Genomic DNA, 17,241 nt, shown 5'->3' with positions numbered 1-17,241 from the left:
TTAGAATGAAGAAAGGTTTATTAATTGTCGTAATTGTTATTTTGGCTATAGCTGCAGGATTCCTGTACTTTTCGAGAGAAGAAATAATTTTTCCGAAAGACACCTCGCTGTATAAAGCCGTACCGGTTACTTCACCTTTTTTTCTGGAGTTTAATTCGCTTAAATCTGTCCCTTTCGGGAATCCGGCAATTGACGAACTTGAAGAAGCAGAAATCTGGCCCCGTTTTTTTCAGCTTACTCAAAACTTAGACACGCTCATTCAAAACAGCGACAATTTTCCCGCTAATCTGCGAAACACATCTTTTGTCCTCTCATTTCCATTTGCCGGAAGAAATGATTTGGTACCTTTGATTATTACCGGGGCAAAAGGAAATAACCGCAAAAAAGCATTCGAAAATCTCATACATCATTTATATCCTTCAGGAAAATTTTCTTATTCAGAAAAAAAATACGGGAAACATACCATTACTGAAATCGGAAGTGCAATTGAGAATGAGCCCTTATTCTATTCATTTGCAGGCGATGTTTTTTTGATTGGCACAAAGTCAATTTCAGTTGAACAGTCCATAAGGCAACTGGTTACCGATGGAATTTTTAAAAGCCGGTATTTTCGGGCAGTAAATAAATTTGCCGGATCGCAGGCCGATGTTGCTTTGTACATTAATCATCAGTATTTTTCTGATTATGCAGGCCAGCTGCTCAATGGGAGAACCAAAACAGAGGTAGATGAATTTGGTGAAACCCAGCGCAAAAACATACGCCACCGGCTGGAAGCGTTTAAAAATTTTGCGGAGTGGACCGAATTTGATTTTCAATTCAGTGACGATCACATACTACTAAGTGGCACCGCAGCAGCCGATGATTCACTGGGGCATTTCCTTTCGGTTTTTAACGACCAGCAAACTGTGCGGTTTCAGGCCGAAAACGCGCTTCCTCAAAATACTTCCTTTTTTTGCAGCTATGCGTTTTCTGATAAAGATGAGTTTTTCAAACGCCTCGACAATTATTTTAGCTATTCCGATTTTTATTACACCCGCGAAGAGCGCATGAAACGATTCGACAGGGGAACCCGCTCTGTTTTTAAAAATGAATTGCAGGACATGGTCAAAAATGAAATAGTTGTAGCCACTACCACAATCCCGGTTGATCCGGAAAACAAAACGGTTTATTTTATACTTCAAACTGAAAACCAGCAGGCTGCAGAAGAGCAGCTAAATAAATTACTGACCAATTACGCAACGCGCAACAATATTGAGCCGGCAGAAATGAAAATGGAATATTCAGTGAATGAAGAAATCAGTTATCCTGTTTACCGGTTCCCGTATCCGTCATTCCCGGGCATTTGGCTGGGGAGCCCGTTTGGGATTGCCAACGCAAACTACGTTGCATTCTACGGTAATTTCATGGTTTTCAGCAATACTGAACGTGGCCTGAGGGAGTATTTGCGCAGTATGGAACTTGGTGCAGGGTTAACAAATAATACTACTTTTCAGCGGTTTAAGCAAAAAAGCTCAAGCCGGGCAAACATTAATGTGTATGTGGATTTAAACCGGGCTTTTGGTTTGGGAAACGAATTACTTTCCGATAAAATGTTGGAGACCCTGGAAGAAAAGAACGAAAGCCTGCGGAAATTTGGATTTGTGAGCTGGCAGATAAAACAGGATAAAGAGTTGTTTGCCAATTCAGTAGTTATTGATTACAACCCCAATGCAAGAGACCAGGCGCAAACGGTATGGCAAAGTACAATTGGGCACAATATCAGGTTAAAACCCCGGTTGGTTACCAATCATAACGATGTTGCCAATCGTGAAATAGCTTTTCAGGACGAACAAAACAATTTGTTCCAGCTAACCGGCGAAGGAAGGATCCGATGGAGCATTCCGCTTTCGGGGCCTGTTTTGGGCGAAATTCACCAGGTTGATTATTACGAAAACGGGAAGCTGCAATACCTTTTCAATACCAAAGAAAAACTGTACCTGGTTGACAGGGAAGGAAACAACGTGGCGCATTTCCCGGTTGAGTTTAAATCGCCGGCCACCAATGGCGTAAATGTGTTCGATTATTACAATAACCGCGACTACCGCTATTTTATCGCCCACGCAAACAGGAAAGTGGTAGCGTACGATAAAACGGCAAGTGCTTTATCGGGCTGGGTTTTTGAAACAACCGAAAGCACAGTAACAACTCCTGTTCAGTATTTCAGGATCGATAACAGGGACTACATTGTTTTTAAAGATGAAACGAAAGTGTACATCCAGAACCGCCGCGGCGAAACGCGGGTTGAAACTTCGGCCTGGTTCGAGAACTCAAAAAACCCGCTTTACCTGGATTTAAACGGAACACCTAAAATTGTTACTACTGATGTTACCGGACAGGTGCATTATATTTATTTTAACGGGCAGCACGAAGAAAAGAAAACGGACAGTTTTGGCGAAGAGCACTTTTTTATTGTGGACGACCTGGATGGAAACACTGTTCCTGATTTTGTTTTTGTTGATGGCAACCAGCTCGTTGTGATGGATGAAAACGGTAAAAAACAGTTTTCAAAAAAATTTGATAATCCGCTAAATTATCCGCCTAATATTTACACGTTTGGCCCTGACCTTAAAAAAGTGGGTGTTGTGGAAGCCGCTGCCAACAGGATTCATCTTTTTGATACTGACGGAAAGCAGCACGAGGGATTCCCGCTTCAGGGAAATACAGAGTTTAGTATTGGCAAACTATCGGATAACGACACCGGGCTGAGCCTGATTGTGGGTAGCGAAGGTGGCAAATTGTACAATTATTCATTGAATTGAAAAACTACAATTCCAGTATCATATCAATCAGGCTGTCATCGTGTTCCAGTCCCATTTTTTTGCGTAGCCGGTAGCGGTGGTTTTCAACTCCGCGCACCGAAATGCCCAAAAGCGGGGCAATTTCTTTCGAAGTCAGGTTCATACGCAGAAAAGCGCAAAGCCGTAAATCTTTGGAAGTTAATTCAGGGAACTTCTCCTTTATTTTATGCAGAAACTGTTCGTGCGCACGTTCAAAGTTAGTTTCAAAAAGATGCCAGTCTTCGTGACTTGAAATATTATCGTCGATTTTTTTTATGAGATGCAAATAGTATTTGTCGGGATACCGCGTTCCCAGTTGTTCTTTCTGGTTGGTCACAGACTGTTTCAGTTTTAACAGGAACTCGTTCTTTTTCACAATAGCCATTGTGGAGTTGGCCAGCTCTTTGCTTTTGTGTTCCACCTCGTTACGGAGTTTCTCGTTACGGAGTTTTATCAATTCCTGTTCTCTTTTTTCAAGCCGCCGGCGTTCTTTTTTGCGTGTCCGCCTGATTCCCCAAACCTGTAGCCCGAGCACCAGGAATATGAATGCCAAAATATAACCCGCTCTTGCGTAGTTGCTTAAATACCAGGGAGGAAGAATATTTATATTTATGCTGTGCTGCATGCTTTCATTTCCCCACGAATCAACAGCTTTAACCAGCAGTTGGTATTCGCCGGCAGGCAGCCTGTCGAAACTGAAAACCGGAACTTCTTTTTCCTCCGACCATGTTTGGTCAATTCCTTTTAAAAATGCCAGGAACCGGATAGGCCGGTGTGTGAAATGCGGGAAAGCATATTTTACTTGTATGTTGTTAAATCTGAATTTAACTTCCAGGCTGGATTTGATGCTTTCTGTTCGTTGTTTTCCCTGGTTATCGGTCAGTGTAATTTCCCGTAGTTGCGGAGCATAATTTTCTATTTCAGTCAGCGAATCGGTCTGGGATAAATCGAACCAGGCTATGCAATTCTCGAAACAAATGATTGCTTTAGTGGCTGTCAATGGTACAATGTTTTCAAAACCATCAATCATCTCGTAGGGGGCAAAAACTTGTTTGGGAATAGATTTTAGCAGTTCTGCTTCATTTTCACGGATTAGAAACAGCCCGATTTTTTCTTTGGTAATAAACCAGTAATGATGATTGGGAGCCGGAACAATCCGGTGTGCCGCTGTAAATTCCCCGAGTTTTTCATTCAATAAGTGGTAGGGAACTATGGAGTCATTTAAATCATTATAGGTGAAAAGTTGTTCTTCGGTAGTGAATACAATGCGGTTTTCAACTTTAAAAACATGGATGGAATGGTCTTTTTCAAAAGCTGAATTTTTCCCGTAATATTGAATACTTACAACACTGTCGCGCGAACTGTTTAACTGAAGCTTGTATACTCCGCGGTGCATGTGGCTGGCCCACAAATTCCCGCGATGGTCGAATTCTATATACCGGATAAGATCATAAAAACCGTTGATGGTGCCCGTTTGCCTGTAGTTAGAATTAACTTTGTCGAAAATTACCAGGCTCGAGTAGGTCGATTGAATTAACCTGCCTGGTTTTAAGGGATCTTCGGTTATTGAAAAACCACCCGCCTGGCTGGAAATCAGGTTGATTTCGTTGTTTTTAATGCCCAGCACCCCTTGGTTAAAACCTACAAATAACTGGTTGTCGATGTCGCTGATATCCCAAACCTGCCCGCTCGTTTCAGGAGCAAGAGTGTAATTGTCTCTGTCGTTCTGTAATTTTTTGTGAAATAATCCGCGGTTGGTTCCCAGGTAAATTTTGTCTTCAAAAACAGCTAAATCGTAAATACTGCCAATTCCCGGAATGGTTTCATATTCAATGCCACTTCCTGTTTCGTAAGAGATAAAATCAATCCCGCTGTCCAGGGCAAACCAGTCATTTCCATATATATCGGTAGCAATATCCAGAATGGTATTGTTCTGAAATCCGTTGGAGGTATTATAGCCCGAAATTTGTTGTCCGTTTTCATCGAAAACAACAATTCCGTCAATAATAGTTCCGATAATCAGATGCCCGTTTTTGTTGATATGTGCCCGGTTCACTTCATTTCTTTTGAAATAATCACTCCATTGCTGATTCCATTCCTTCAGTTGCTGTCCATCCCAAAGGAAAATCCCATCTGATGAAGTACCGATAAGAATTTGCTCGTTTGGGTAGGGAATGATAAACCGGATAATTGCGTTTTCAAGTTGAGGATCGGTAATAAACGGTTCCGTTTTTTCGTCTGAAATGGTGTAAACGCCCTTGTCTCTGGCCCCAATTAGAATTTTACCCTCCACGCGGTTCATTGAGGTTACAAAACCGGGCAGCTCAACGGGAGTAATTTTATTGTTTTGGTACTTTAAAATTTTGGTGAAATAATGAAAATATACAGCATCATTTAAAAAGCTGATATTCCAGAATTCATCGTTGTTGCCCATATATTCCCTGGCCAGGTGGTTAAGAGAGGTGTAATTCAGCTTTCCATTCCGGTCGGCCTGCCAGTAGCCAATTTCGCGATAGCCGCCGGTAAAAATTGTGCTGTCGTTGAAAACACGTACTGACCGGAGAATGGTTTGGTTAGGCAAACGGTAAAGTACCCAGCTTGTGCCATCAAATTCGAGCAGGCCGGAATGGTTGGCAAAATACATAAATCCGTTGGGGCTGGCATCAACCGACCAGTTTTGGTTGGCTGCCTGGTACTCTTTTTTGCTGAAATTTAAAACCAATTACAATGTTTCCCTAACGTTTATTAAAGGCCGGAATGTGGGAATACCATATTATATTACAAATTCTACAAACAGGACGCTTTCTACAATCTCATCTTCCCGTACTACTATTGTAAATCAGTTTCTGGACAATACACTTACTTACACCGATAGTTTTGGCGACCATAATTTAACGGCCATGGCTGGTACTTCATACCGCGATGAATGGTACGATTACTTAAGCGGTTATGCTGAAGATATCCCGCTGAATGAAAATTCCTGGTACATCGGCCAGTCCCGGGCCCAGTCATCCAAAACAGCTGACGATAATGCAGAAAGACTTTATGGGATTTCCTATTTCGGAAGGGTTTCCTACAATTTTAAGAACAGGTACATTGCTTATGTTACCCTCCGCCAGGAAGGTACTTCAAAATACCAGGAAAAATGGGGTACTTTCCCGGCATTTGGTCTGGGCTGGGTGGTTTCTGAGGAAGACTTCTTTCAGGGCGTTGATTTAATTGATTACCTGAAGCTGCGCGGTGGATGGGGACAATTAGGAAACGATAAAATTGCCCGGCAGGACGGTGCCAACACAACCAACCCGGTTTATCTGGCTATCGACGATACCCAGGTGAACGGTTCGGTTACTACCAGCACTTTCGGCTACCTCGGCTGGGAAACTGTAACAGGTACCAATGTAGGTTTAACCGCTGAAATGTTCGATGGCCGTTTGAGTATTGAATCGGACTACTACGTTCGCGACACTGAAAACGCTGCCATCCCGGTAAGCCTCAAACTTCAGGCAGGTAGTGTGTTAAGAAATGTAGGAACCATCCGTAACCAGGGGCTTGAAATGGTGTTGAACTGGAATGGAGAAATTTCCAATGATTTTTCCTACACCATTGGCACCAATTTTTCAACTTTAAAAAATGAGGTACTCGACCTTTACGGGCAATCCTATATCAATGGAGGTTCAGCGGAGTTCCGCCAAAGGTCACAGGTGGGCGAACCGCTAATGTCATTCTACGGCTACGAGGTAGAAGGAATTTATCAGAATCAGTCCGAAATTGACAACGATCCCATTGCCTCTGCAAACGGCCTTGTTCCCGGCGATTTCAAATTCAGGGATCAGGATAATAACGACGAGCTGAATGATGACGACAAAGTATTTCTGGGTTCATACATTCCCACTTTCAACTACGGAGGTTCTTTGGGGCTGACCTACAAAAACATTGATTTTTCCATGAACATCATGGGGCAGGCCGGGAATAAAATCCTGAACCGGAAACGTGGAGAAATTATCTGGACCAACGATACAAACATCGATGCCGACTTGGCCGATGGTTTGTGGAATGGCGAAGGCACTTCCAATAAATACCCTTCAGCTTCCGGGCTGCGCAGGGGCTGGAACCAGAATTTCAGCGATTACCTTTTGGAAGATGGCGCTTTTTTCAGAATTCAGAATGTGCAGTTAGGTTATAACCTTAAAGGAGCAGAACTGATTGGTGAGGGCATGCCGGATGCAAGAATTTATTTTACCGCCGAAAGGCCGCTGACGCTGTTCAAATATAACGGCTTCAACCCGGAGGTTCCAAATGGAATCGATCGTCAGTTTTATCCGGTACCCGCAGTTTATACGTTAGGACTTAATCTTAAATTCTAAAATTGAAAAAGATGAAAGTAAAAAATAGTTTCAAATATAATTTGCCTGTAATTATTGCAGCGCTTTTAATGGCAACGGTTTTTGGATGTACCGAAAAGCTGGATACACCTTTTGAAGATGAAACATTTACAAGTGATGTCGATTATTCAAATGGCGAAAATATGGTCCTTCCTTTACTCGGGGCTTATCATGGATTATATACCCGCGGCTGGGAAGAACCCTTAACCCTCGGAATCCGCGGTGATGATGTAAATGCCGCCGGCAATCAGGTTCCCATGCAGGAACAGGATGAATTCAAATATTTCCCCAGCCAGTGGAACCTAAATACACTGTGGCAGGGGCATTACAACGACATTGTGAATGTTTTTACAGCAATGGATGAAATTGAAAAGTACAGGCCGGCTGCAAACAACGATGCACTGGCAGATCAATATCTGGCTGAATGCAGGGTAATCCGATCTTATTTGTATCTGAACCTGGCGCGGGCTTTCGGAGGTTGTATTGTAATTGATGAACTGGACAATATTCAGAATACTCCGTTGAGCACCAAAGCGGAAGTAATGCAATACATTGTGGGAGAAATGGACGAAGTAATTCCCAATCTGCCGGATATAAACCCAAACAAACGTCCTGACATACCTGGTGGAATTACCAGCTATACAGCCTATGCGCTTCAGGCGTTGGCCTATCAGGAGTTGGAAGATTACCAGGGAGTGGCCGACGCAACCTCCGAAATCATCAGTTCTGGTGAATATCAACTGGCAGATGATTTTTACCACCTCTTTAAAAAAGCCGGGAAACTGGATGATGAAATCATTCTTGAATTTCAGTTTTCTGACTTTGGCCAGGGGGAAGGCGATAGTTTCAACCACCTTTTTGCTCCTTTTGGAATTGGCGGATGGACTCCCAAAGTAGAAGGGGCCGGAGCAGGTTGGGGTTTTTATGAACCAACCATGAAGTACATCGAATTTATGCTTGACCGCGGTGAAACCGTACGCCTCGAAACCACCGTGGTGTTTACTCCCGATGGCATTACACAAGTGCAAAATGAATACGGAGACATACCGGAGTGGATAACCAACACCAACCGCGAAGGCGATGTATTCAACAACAATGCCCGTTTGAATTTTGCAAGCGGTAAATTTATTCAGCCTTCCACTGAACTTATTCCCGGAAGGACAGGTTTCGGAAGCAACAAAAACCTCATCGTTATCCGCTATTCCGAAATGCTGCTGATGTATGCCGAAGCGCTGACCAGAGGGGCATCAGGTAGTGCGTCTTTAACAGCAGATCAGGCAGTGAACTTGGTGCGGGCAAGGGCCGGACTTACAAATTTGTCCAACGTATCAACAAAGGATGTGCTCGACGAAAAATTTGCCGAACTCGCTACAGAATGGGGTATTCGATATTACGATATGGTAAGGACTGAAAACACTGCTGAATTGAGCCACGAAGGCAAAACATTTACAATGGACAAAGCTTATTTCCCATTTCCGGCAGATCAAATTGCTGAGTTACCACAACTGGAAGAAGGAATTGACTAAAAAAGATAAGATATGAAACGAACATGAATTTTCATTCTTCAAATTCATAAACAAGAAGAATTAAAATTCATTGAGAGTTACATCGAATACAAATGAAATAAACAATTTTAATGAGATGAAAACCTTAAATAAAATTATAGTTTTTGCACTGGCGCTTATTGTTATAAGTGCATGCGATCAGAATTATATCGATGATTTATCGAAAGTAGAACCGGGACCTGATGAAAATGCACCGGTAGTTACAATCAATTCGCCGGCCGAAGGGTACCAGATAAAAGTACCTGAGGCGGTTGCTCCTGTTACCATCAGTTTTGAAGCTTCCGACGATATTGAACTAAGTACGGTTTCAGTAAAAATAAACGGCACTGAAATTCAGAAATATACCGATTTTACAGACTACCGCCGGCTGGTGGATGAACTGGTTTACGACAATGTAACCAACGGGGCCCATGTGCTGGAAATTACCGCCACCGATTTGGATGGCAAAAGCACCACCGCTTCAATTAATTTTGAAAAAGTTTCACCTTACACTCCGAAATACGCGGGCGAAACATTCTATATGCCATTCGACGGCGATTACATGGAGTTGATAAGTTTCCAGACAGCTGCGAAAGTGGGCAATCCCGGTTTTGCAGGCGAAGGCGTTCTGGGTGGAAACGCCTATCAGGGCGCAACCGATTCTTACCTCACGTTCCCGTTTGAAGACCTGAAAGGTGATGAGTTCAGTGCCACATTCTGGTACAAAGTCGATCCTTCACCCGACCGTGCAGGTATTTTAAGCATTGGCGCTGAGCCCGAAAACCGTCAGCAGGGATTCCGTTTGTTCCGCGAGGGCGGCGCTGAAAGTCAGCAATTGAAACTGAATGTTGGTTATGGTTCGGGCGAAAGCTGGAACGACGGCGGATTCCTCGATGCAACAGCTGGTGAATGGGTGCATGTTACTATCACTATTACTCCAACTGAAAATGTGATGTATTTTGACGGGGTACCTGTGAGAACGGCTGCCATGGAAGCTCCGGTTGACTGGACCGGCTGCGATGATATTACCATTGGCGCAGGAGGTGAAACCTTCAGTTACTGGGATCACCTGTCAGATTTAAGTTTTATTGATGAACTGCGCTTTTATAACCGTGCGCTTTCCGTCTCCGAAATTCAGCAGATCATTTTTGATGATATGCCTTACGAACCCAAGTACGACGGGGAAGTTTTCTATATGCCGTTTGAAGGAAATAACAAAGACCTGGTATCCGACTCAGAGGCCTCAGTAGTTGGTTCACCCGGTTTTGCTGAAGGGAAAATAGGGCAGGCTTATGCCGGTGCCGCCGAATCTTACCTTACATTCCCCACCGACGGGTTGACAAGTGAAGAATTCAGCGCCGTATTCTGGATGAAAATTAATGCAGAACCCGACCGCGCAGGAATTCTCACTGCCGGACCGGAACACACCGACCATCCGGATTATCCGGAAATGCAAAACGACCGTACCAAAGGATTCCGGTTCTTCCGTGAAGATGCGGCAGGAAATCAAAGGTTCAAGCTAAATGTTGGTACCGGCGATGGTGAATCCTGGTTCGATGGCGGCGAAAATGCCGATGTTGACCCCTCAACAGCCGAGTGGGTTCATTTCGCCTTCTCTATTGCACCTGACCATGCCACCGTTTATATCGATGGGGAAGTGGTTAGCGAAGGTGATTTTGGTGGGATTGACTGGACCGGTTGTGATATTCTTTCCATCGGTTCGGGTGCTCCGCGGTTTTCCGAATGGGGCCACTTGTCAGATTTAAGCCTGATTGACGAACTCCGATTGTTTAACAAAGCACTCTCGCAAACAGAGATACAGGCCATTATTGATGCAGAGAATTAAGATTTATTGCGGAAAATGGCCAGGGTAGTTTAGTTTCATTAATAGTTTTGAAAAACTGTCTGGCAAATGTCGGGCAGTTTTTTATTTTTTAGAAGAAATTATGAAGAATATAATATTTGTTGGTTTACTACTTTTTTTGGCAGCAAGTTGTGGGCAATCAAAACAAAACAAAAGCGGGGAAGAGGAAAAAAGTGCAGTTTCTTTAACTGACGAGCAACTGCTCGACTCTGTTCAGTACCGTTACTTTCAGTATTTTTGGGATGGCACCGAACCAAACTCCGGCCTGGCCCGCGAACGGTTTCATGCCGATGGGGTTTACCCGCAAAACGATAAACACATTGTAACCACTGGCGGAACCGGCTTTGGCCTCATGGCCATCCTGGTGGGTATTGAACGCGGTTTTATTACCCGGCAACAGGGTTTTGAACGCTTTCAGCAAATTGTAAATTTTCTTGAAAAAGCCGACCGCTTTCACGGGGTTTGGCCTCACTGGCTCGACGGCGAAACCGGAAAGGTGAAACCTTTCAGCAAAAATGATGACGGCGGCGACCTGGTGGAAACTTCATTCCTCATTCAGGGGTTGCTGGCGGTAAAAGAATATTTTAAAGATGGAAATACCGAAGAACAGCAACTGGCAGCTAAAATCGACCAACTTTGGTGCGAAGTGGAGTGGAAATGGTACACCCGTGGCGAAAACGCGCTTTACTGGCACTGGTCGCCAAACGTGGGCTGGGAAATGAACCACAAAATTACAGGTTACAATGAATGCCTGATTACCTACATCCTGGCGGCATCCTCTCCAACGCACCCCGTTAAGTCCGAGGTTTACCACCAAGGATGGGCGCAAAACGGTGCTATTTCTGTGGAAAACACCACCTGGGGGCATACGCTGCGTTTGAAACACCATGCCGACCCGGAAAAAGGCGGGCCGCTGTTTTGGGCACATTATTCTTATCTGGGGCTCGACCCGCGCGGTTTAACCGACCAGTATGCCGATTACTGGGAACACAATGTGGCACATACCCTGATTAACCGGCAGCATTGCATCGAAAATCCAAACGGTTACAAAGGTTATGGCGAAAACTGCTGGGGGCTTACTTCCAGTTATTCTGTCCCGGGCGCAGCGCAGTATTTCAGGGGGCAAACCGATGAAAAACCCGAACCAGGAAATTCCGATCAAACAGGATATGCCGGTCACCGCCCGTCGTTCGATTTGGGCGTTATTTCACCAACAGCAGCGCTTTCATCCTATCCGTATGCACCGGATGAGGTGATGCCGGTCATCCGCCATTTTTACGAGGATTTGGGAGATAAAATCCTTGGCAAGTACGGATTTTACGATGCATTCAGCGAAGAGTACGAATGGTACCCGAAACGCTACCTGGCCATCGATCAGGGACCGGTACCCGTGATGATTGAAAACCACCGCTCCGGATTGTTGTGGGATTTGTTTATGCAGAATGAAGATGTACAAAATGGGTTGAAAAAACTCGGATTCAATAGTCCGCATTTCGATTAAACTCAATACGATGAAAAAATTAAATTTTCTTTTGACAATTTGTTTCCTGATGAGTATTTCAGGAATTTCCTTCGCACAGAACGAAAGTTATTTTGAAACGGAAGGTTACACGTGCTTATTCAACGGCGAAAATCTCGACGGCTGGAAAATCCCGGAAGGGGATAACGGTCACTGGTCGGTTATCGACGGGGTGATTGATTACGATGCGCAATCGGAAGCAGAAGAAGATAAAAATCTGTGGACCGAAAAGGAATACAAGGATTTCAAACTGCACGTGGAATGGCGCTTTAAAGGTTACGGCGATCATCTTTTCCCGCTGCCGACTATTCTGCCGAACGGCGAGTATTTGCGCGATAAGAATGGTGATATTATCGAGCCGTTAGGCCCGAATTCCGATTCCGGCATCCTTCTGAAAGGTGTGGGACAGACAAACCTTTGGTGCTGGTCGGTGGGCTCCGGTGAGTTGTGGTCGGTGCGAAACGACCGGTCACTTCCCGCTGAAGTACGCGCCGGTGCCGTGCCGCTTGAAAATGCCGACAAACCGGTAGGTCAGTGGAATGCCTTCGATATTACGGTGAAAGGAAACCGCATTACGGTGATAAATAACGGAATTGTAGTGATTGACAACGCTCTCTATCCCGGTTTGGATGTTGCAGGTCCTTTAGGATTGCAGCACCATGGCGGAATAAACCCTGAAACCGGAAAACTCAGGGGCGCTTCAAGCCTGGTGCAGTTTCGTAACATTTGGATTAAGGAGTTGTAAGTCATGTTTACTCTCTGAATACTTATTGAAAAAGTCATTCTGATCTTGTTTCAGAATCTGGCCTGATTTTGCAGATTTTTTATTAAAAGAAAGCGAAAATGTTGAATATAAAAAAAAAGAAGTGGTTTTTCCCCCTGGTCTTTTTATTGCTTTTTGCTGTTGCAGGCCAGAGCCAGGAAGTATTTTTTTTCACCGAAGGGACAAACAATACGTTTTATGACCAGGGTGTGGTAGATAAAAGTAATTTGGGTGAAAGTACATTTGAGTTCACTTATCCCCCTGGCCTGCCGCAATACAACGATAAAGTGCCCTGCTCGACAACCGCTTACAAAGGTTCCACTTCACTGAAATTCAACTACACTTCGGCTGAAAACGGCAACTGGCGGGTAACTATTTACCGGTCCGGCTGGTCAACTGCCGACATTTCCGGTTTGGATTCACTGGCCTTTTATGTTTTTTCTGAAAATGAATTTTCTGCCTCAGCAATGCCTTTGCTTGGTTTCCGGGCAGTAAATCAAAGTGGATCGGGCGATGTAAACTCGCAGCTTTTTTCGCTTGAAAATTACAACGAAAATATCCCCGCAAATGAGTGGATAAAAGTAAAATTTCCGCTTTCCGTACTTTTTACCGACAGCGAAAGCAGCGACCTCGATTTTACCAAAGTAAAAGGCATCATTTTTAACCAGTCGGAAAGCAACGGAACATCGCGATTGATTCTGATTGATGAAATTTCGGCTTACAAAAGTATGGCCGAAATTCCTGCAGTGGAAAATTTAACTGCCACCGGCTACGACAGCCACGCCGAATTGAGTTGGGATTCACCCGTGGAAGATTTGGCATACCGGATTTACGCCTCGTTTGATAGCGAAGCGAATTTTGAACTCCGCGCCGAAACGTCTGAAAATTTTTACCTCGATTTTGTGCCGCAGAATGCACGGAACAGCACCGTAACCTACCGGGTAGCCACGCTGTTCCAGGGAATGGAATCGGAGGCGGTGGAAACTTCTGCTGAAATCCGGGATTTTTCCGACGGCGAGTTGTTGGAAATGGTGCAGCGTTACTCCTTCCACTACTTTTGGGAAGGGGCACACCAGGCCACCGGCATGGCACTGGAACGCTCCAACGGGAATGGCCGCACTGCCGCTTCGGGGGCAACCGGAATGGGGCTGATGGCAATGATTGTCGCCCACGAACGGGAATATAAACCGCAGGAAGAAATCAAAGACCGAATCCTGAAAATTCTGGAGTTTCTGGAAAATTGCGAACGCCACCACGGTGCATGGTCGCACTGGTACAATGCCGATACCTACCAAACACAGCCGTTTACAGAAGACGATGATGGTGGCGATATTGTGGAAACGTCATACGTGGCTGCCGGATTGATTGCCTTAAAAAATCACTTCACCGGAACGGATGAAAAATCGGTGCAGATACGGGAAACCGCCGATGCACTTTGGAAAGAAATCGACTGGGACTGGTACCGCAACGGGCAAAATGTGCTTTTCTGGCACTGGTCGCCCAACATCAACTTTCAGAAAAACATGAAAGTAACCGGCTGGAACGAGTGCCTGGTAACTTATGTAATGGCCGCTTCATCGCCCACACACGAAATACCCAAAGTGGTTTACGATCAGGGTTGGGCGGGCAACGGTGCCATGGTAAACCCGCGTACATTTTACGGCCATGAAATCCGGTTGTCGCCCGACTGGGGTGGCCCGCTGTTTTGGATTCACTATTCACACCTCGGCATCAATCCGCATGGTTTATCCGACAAATATGCCGACTACTGGCAGGAACACGTGAACACGGCAAAAATTCATCACGCGTATGCGGTGGAAAATCCGGGAGGGCACACTAATTACAGCGATAAAAACTGGGGACTCACCTCCAGCGACGATCCTTACGGATACACAGCCCACCAGCCGATGCACAACGACAACGGGACCATCAGCCCGACGGCTGCGCTGTCCAGCATGCCCTACACGCCCGAAGAAACAATGAAAGCCCTGAAATATTTTTACCGCGAACGGGGCACCGATTTATTTGGAAAATATGGATTTTACGATGCGTTTAACGATAATTTCAACTGGGTTGCTGAATCCTACCTCGGAATCGACCAGGGGCCTATTGTGGTGATGCTGGAAAACCACCGCACCGGTTTGCTCTGGAATGCCGTGATGAAAGATTCCGATGTGCAAGCCGGCCTCGATAAACTGGGGTTTGAGTACAAAGATCCAACAAGTGTAAATAGTATTTTGGATAATAATCAAATTAATGTCTATCCGAACCCTGCTAAGGATTATTTTTATATCAGTTTGAATTCAACTTTTCAGAAGAAAAAAATTACCGTAAGAATAACAGGTCTCGACGGGAAGCCTATATTTACAAAAGAATTTGCCTGGCCTGCTAAGGAATTTAAAGTAGATTGTTCGGGAATTGGCTCCGGGTTTTATATTGTTGAACTCACCGACGGAGATACTATTTTCAACACAAAACTGCTGATTCAACACTAAATAAATGATGGAAAGAATTTTTGCAGCATTATTTTTAATCACAGGTATTTCTGCTTTCGGGCAGGAGCTAATTCCGCAAACCTACTGCAACCCGCTCGATATTGATTACACCTACATGGTTTACAATTCGAACCGGAATATTTCATATCGTTCGGGAGCCGATCCGGCAGTTGTTGAGTTCCGGGGTGAATACTACATGTTTGTCACCCGCTCTTTCGGATACTGGCACTCAACTGATTTGGTCAACTGGCAGTTTATTAAACCGGAACAATGGTTTTTCGAAGGAAGCAACGCGCCAACGGCATTCAATTACAAAGATTCGGTGGTTTACTTTGCCGGCGATCCGGCCGGTTACGGGAGTATTCTTTATACCGATGATCCGAAAAGCGGGAAATGGATGCCCACCGCTTCCATCACTAATAATATCCAGGATTCTGAACTGTTCATTGACGACGACGGCAAAACCTGGTTGTACTGGGGGTCGTCGAATGTACATCCCATTCGGGTTAAGGAGCTGAACAAAGACGATCGGTTTTTGGAAACCGGGGTGAAAAAAGATTTGATTAACCTGGTGGAAGAAGAACATGGCTGGGAACGTTTTGGCGAAAACAATTTCCATCCTACTTTAAAGGAAGGTTACATGGAAGGCGCATCGATGACGAAACACGATGGGAAATACTATTTGCAGTATGCCGCGCCCGGTACGCAATTCAATGTGTATGCCGATGGTGTTTACATTGGAGAATCGCCGCTTGGCCCGTTTACCTACATGAAAAACAACCCGATGAGTTTTAAACCGGGAGGTTTTACCAACGGTGCCGGGCACGGGGTAACAGTGAAACAAACCAACGGACAGTACTGGCATTTTGCAACAATGGCCCTGGCCTCCAACTCGCACTGGGAGCGCCGCTTGTGTATGTTTCCGACTTATTTTGATGAAGAAGGACTGATGCACTCCGATACGCATTACGGCGATTATCCGCGGTTTGTACCCAGCCATCCCACAAAAGCCGGACAGCATAACGGTTGGATGCTGCTCTCTTACAAAGGAAAAACCACGGTTTCATCTTCGCAAATGCAGATTCGAAAAAGTACTTCAACCGATGATGATTACGATATTACTGAGATGCCGCTGGTGAGGAACAGTGAAGGTGAAATTACTTCGGAGTTGCTGACCGACGAAAGTCCTAAATCCTACTGGGTGGCAGAAGCCAACGACGATAAGCAGTGGGTGGAGATTGAAATGCTGACCCCTGGAAAGATTTATGCGCTTCAGTTGAATTTTCATGATCATGAATCTGGAATATATACGCGCGTTGATGGCTTGCGGCACAGGTTCACCATCGAAGTTTCAGAAGATGGCGAAACCTGGCAAACGGTGGTTGACCGGAGCAACAGCTGGAAAGATTCGCCAAATGCATACATTGCGCTCAGCCAGCCGGTGGAGGGCAAATTTGTAAGGTATAAAAATGTTGAAGTGCCGGGTCCTAATCTGGCCATGTCCGAAATCAGGGTGTTTGGATTGGGTTTCGACAAAAAACCGGCACAGGTTAAAGGCTTTACGGTAAATCGTGAAACCGACCGCAGAAATGCTACTTTTTCGTGGAGTCCGGTTAAAGGAGCGCAGGGCTACAACATCCGCTGGGGAATTGCTCCCGATAAGCTTTACCTTTCGTGGCTAATTTACGATGACACCGAATTGCTGATGCGCAATCTGGATAAAAACACAACTTATTATTTTACCATCGAGGCGTTTAACGAAAACGGTATATCAGAAAAAACGGAAACTATAGAAATTGAATGAAGATGAACAGGTTATTTTTACTATAATGGCAAAAAAGAAAATCATTTTCACCAC

Annotated in this window: 9 protein-coding genes; 8 read left to right on the top strand and 1 reads right to left on the bottom strand. The window is 44.8% G+C overall.

Features of this window, described 5'->3' with window-relative positions; all coding sequences use genetic code 11:
- Positions 1-5: 5 nt before the first annotated feature.
- On the top strand, positions 6-2,798 hold the full coding sequence (locus tag ACTCNA_RS00425) for a hypothetical protein (RefSeq protein ID WP_462945916.1): 2,793 nt from the start codon (positions 6-8) through the stop codon (positions 2,796-2,798).
- Between the two features lie 4 nt (positions 2,799-2,802).
- On the opposite strand, the gene ACTCNA_RS00420 is transcribed toward ACTCNA_RS00425, so the two are convergent.
- A complete protein-coding gene (locus ACTCNA_RS00420) occupies positions 2,803-5,538 on the bottom strand; it encodes a triple tyrosine motif-containing protein (RefSeq protein ID WP_462945915.1) in 2,736 nt (911 codons plus the stop codon).
- Positions 5,539-5,575: 37 nt separating this feature from the next.
- On the opposite strand from ACTCNA_RS00420, the gene ACTCNA_RS00415 reads away from it, so the two are divergent.
- The 7 genes from ACTCNA_RS00415 to ACTCNA_RS00385 all read left to right on the top strand — a co-directional run bounded on the left by ACTCNA_RS00415 (position 5,576) and on the right by ACTCNA_RS00385 (position 17,187).
- Positions 5,576-7,180 (top strand): SusC/RagA family TonB-linked outer membrane protein, encoded by a 1,605-nt coding sequence (locus ACTCNA_RS00415; protein WP_462945914.1) that lies wholly within the window; start codon positions 5,576-5,578, stop codon positions 7,178-7,180.
- An 11-nt stretch (positions 7,181-7,191) separates the two neighbouring features.
- Positions 7,192-8,724, top strand: a complete 1,533-nt coding sequence (locus tag ACTCNA_RS00410) for a RagB/SusD family nutrient uptake outer membrane protein (protein WP_462945913.1) — start codon at positions 7,192-7,194, stop codon at positions 8,722-8,724.
- Positions 8,725-8,839: 115 nt separating this feature from the next.
- Positions 8,840-10,588: a LamG-like jellyroll fold domain-containing protein gene (locus tag ACTCNA_RS00405; RefSeq protein WP_462945912.1), complete on the top strand. Its 1,749-nt coding sequence runs from the start codon at positions 8,840-8,842 to the stop codon at positions 10,586-10,588.
- Between the two features lie 100 nt (positions 10,589-10,688).
- Positions 10,689-12,107, top strand: coding sequence for a glucoamylase family protein (locus ACTCNA_RS00400; RefSeq protein WP_462945911.1), 1,419 nt, complete (start codon positions 10,689-10,691; stop codon positions 12,105-12,107).
- 10 nt (positions 12,108-12,117) lie between these two features.
- The gene (locus tag ACTCNA_RS00395) at positions 12,118-12,870 is read left to right on the top strand and encodes a 3-keto-disaccharide hydrolase (protein ID WP_462945910.1); all 753 of its coding nucleotides are present in this window, start codon (positions 12,118-12,120) and stop codon (positions 12,868-12,870) included.
- A 98-nt stretch (positions 12,871-12,968) separates the two neighbouring features.
- Positions 12,969-15,383 (top strand): glucoamylase family protein, encoded by a 2,415-nt coding sequence (locus ACTCNA_RS00390; protein WP_462945909.1) that lies wholly within the window; start codon positions 12,969-12,971, stop codon positions 15,381-15,383.
- A 4-nt stretch (positions 15,384-15,387) separates the two neighbouring features.
- Positions 15,388-17,187, top strand: a complete 1,800-nt coding sequence (locus ACTCNA_RS00385) for a family 43 glycosylhydrolase (protein ID WP_462945908.1) — start codon at positions 15,388-15,390, stop codon at positions 17,185-17,187.
- Positions 17,188-17,241 lie beyond the last annotated feature (54 nt).

Source organism: Tangfeifania sp. (genome assembly GCF_055108615.1).
The sequence above is the reverse complement of the archived record's forward strand: the minus strand, read 5'-3'. Positions and strand labels throughout refer to the sequence as shown.